This window comes from Niastella sp. (assembly GCF_045805085.1).
Taxonomy (GTDB): domain Bacteria; phylum Bacteroidota; class Bacteroidia; order Chitinophagales; family Chitinophagaceae; genus Niastella.
The window spans coordinates 1-2,340 of record NZ_JBJMLX010000354.1; the positions used below are offsets into that span (position 1 = coordinate 1).

General features: G+C 50.1%; 2 protein-coding genes. Both read right to left on the reverse strand.

The genetic code is table 11. The features are described from left to right. Window positions 1–459 (reverse strand): DUF3823 domain-containing protein (locus ACJ751_RS18490; RefSeq protein ID WP_407747000.1); only part of this gene is annotated, 459 nt, incomplete at its 3' end. 141 nt (window positions 460–600) lie between these two features. After that, window positions 601–2,340, reverse strand: a 1,740-nt coding sequence (locus tag ACJ751_RS18495; RefSeq protein WP_407747001.1) for a RagB/SusD family nutrient uptake outer membrane protein, incomplete at its 5' end; no start/stop codon positions are given.

Sequence of the window (2,340 nt, forward strand, 5' to 3'; positions counted from 1 at the left end):
CGATGCACCAGTAATGATCTTTTCTATTTTAAAACTGCCCGATACATCTCCACCCGACCCTGTCAACTTCGGATTACGGATCATATAATAAGGCGTTACTTCAATATCCTCTACCTGACTCCCCTGCAGATTGATGATCGTGGTATCGGGGGCGCCTGCTGCTGTTTGTTTCCATACAAAAGGTCCCTGCCCGTTTGGGATAATGAATTTATACTCGCCATTGAACAGGAGCATGGAGTAAGATCCATCAGGCGCAAAAACGGCGGCGATGGGACCGGTCTTGCCAAATCCATACTGGTACAATTCAAACTTCACCTGGTCGTATTCGAGTCCAAGGGCTTCGCCTTTGTAGACTACGTGACCACTGAGTTTGGAGGTAGGCGGATCGTAGTTGTCTTTCTTACAAGATGCTGTAGTTATAACTAAAAGCATTGCGATATGATAGATGTGTAATTTCATAATTGTTGTTTTTTCGTGAAACGTAAAACGTGAAAGGGCTCGCGCATATCAACTCTGTCAACCCTATCAACGCTATTAACTTACTCGTCAACTGATCAACTGGTTAACTGGTCAACTCATCTCTGCCCTTTGCCTTTCAACTTACTGATTCGGTTGCCGCACTATTTTAGGATTATTCGCTCTAATATTATCATCAATAAACGAATAATAATTCCCCAGGCGGAAACGATTGGCGCCGGTGACAAGGGTGGGTAAGGCTATCTTGTACAGCCATTTTCCATTGTTCGGGCTTGATGGATCATACAGGCGATAGGGCAATAACCCATATGGCTGGGTGCTGCGTTTGGCAGCGGCACCAATATTACTGAGGAGATCGGCCACCGTCATTTTATTTCCATCCCACACTATATGGGCAAGACGCCAGCGTTTCAGATCGAACAGGAGGTGTCCTTCAAAGGCGAGCTCTACCCGGCGTTCGTGCACTATGCGATCGAAGGTAATGTCGGCGGCGATCAAAGGAATGGTGAGCCCGGCGCGGGTCCTCACCTGATTCAGATAGCCGGCTGCCACCCCGGATTGGCCTAATTCAAAGGCTGCTTCGGCGGCATTCAGCAACACCTCGGCATAGCGATAACGGATGAAGGGAATTTCGCTGTTGGTACCTCGTGAGCCGGCGCCGGGGGTAGGATCTACATACTTACGTAAGTAAAAACCGGTTTGGGCTGTAAACTCCTTGGCGCTTACTGGTCCGTCGAAACCCACCACCTGCACAGGTGATGATTGTCCGGGTAAGGTTTTCTGGGCGCCGCGGTCATCGCCGGTAAGAATGCTGCCGTCGGCCAACTGGTAACCGGCCCAGATGTCGACCGGGCGGCCTTTAAAAGCCGAGCCGGGCAAAATAACGGTGCCTCCTAATCGCGCATCCCGGCCCGCAAAAATATCGAGCTGGTTAGTATAATAGAGGGGATTGCCCGAGGCATCCGTAGCAGGGATGGGTGCAAACGTATTATCGAGTTTTTCAAACGCTTCTACCAGGTTCAACGATGGATTGATGCGGCCGCCCTCTTCTTCTTCTGCTCCGTAGCGGGGCTGGGTGCTTACCGTAAAGCCATTCACCTTTCCACTTTTCAGTTTGAAATCTTCTACCCAAATGCTTTCTGAGTTATTGCTTTTATCGAGAAAGATGCTGGCAAAATTCTCCGACAGATCTGGTTTCTTATTGTACAATGCATAGGTACCGGCGCTGCCGCTGATGATCTCCCTGGCGGCGTTGAGCGCTTTGGTATAATAACCGGTAGCCATAGAAGCGGGAATGCTTACTTCCAACCCCGCTAAGGTTACCTGCGGGGTGTTGGCGCCGTATCTGGCAATGGAACCGGCATAGAGCGCTGCGCGGCTTTCCATAGCAAGAACAGCCGCTTTTGTCGCCCGGCTTTTTTCATTGGCATTTACGGGCAGGTCGTTCTTGATAGCTTCTGCTTCACTGATCACAAAATCATACAGCTCCGATTCTTTTGCTCTCGGGCGTTGCAGGTAGGTGGGATCGCCGCTAAAATCATATAACAACGACTCGGTGATCAGCGGCACACCGCCCATGCGTTTTACCATTTCAAAATAATAGTTGGCGCGCAGAAAACGGGCTTCGGCCAGAAAGCGCGCCCTGTCTGTTTCCGATAATGATTTGGCTACAGTAGCGCGTTCAATAAATAAATTCAGATCGCGGATGTACCCATAATCCCACGTACCCCATTCACCAAACCCCCACTCGTTGCGTTGCACAATATTGGCGCTGCCATTCTCGGAAGGGAAGCTTTCGCTAAAATCCGCAAATGACGCCCAGCCATTGTCAAGACCGGAGAAGTCGAGCTGGCGGTTATACAG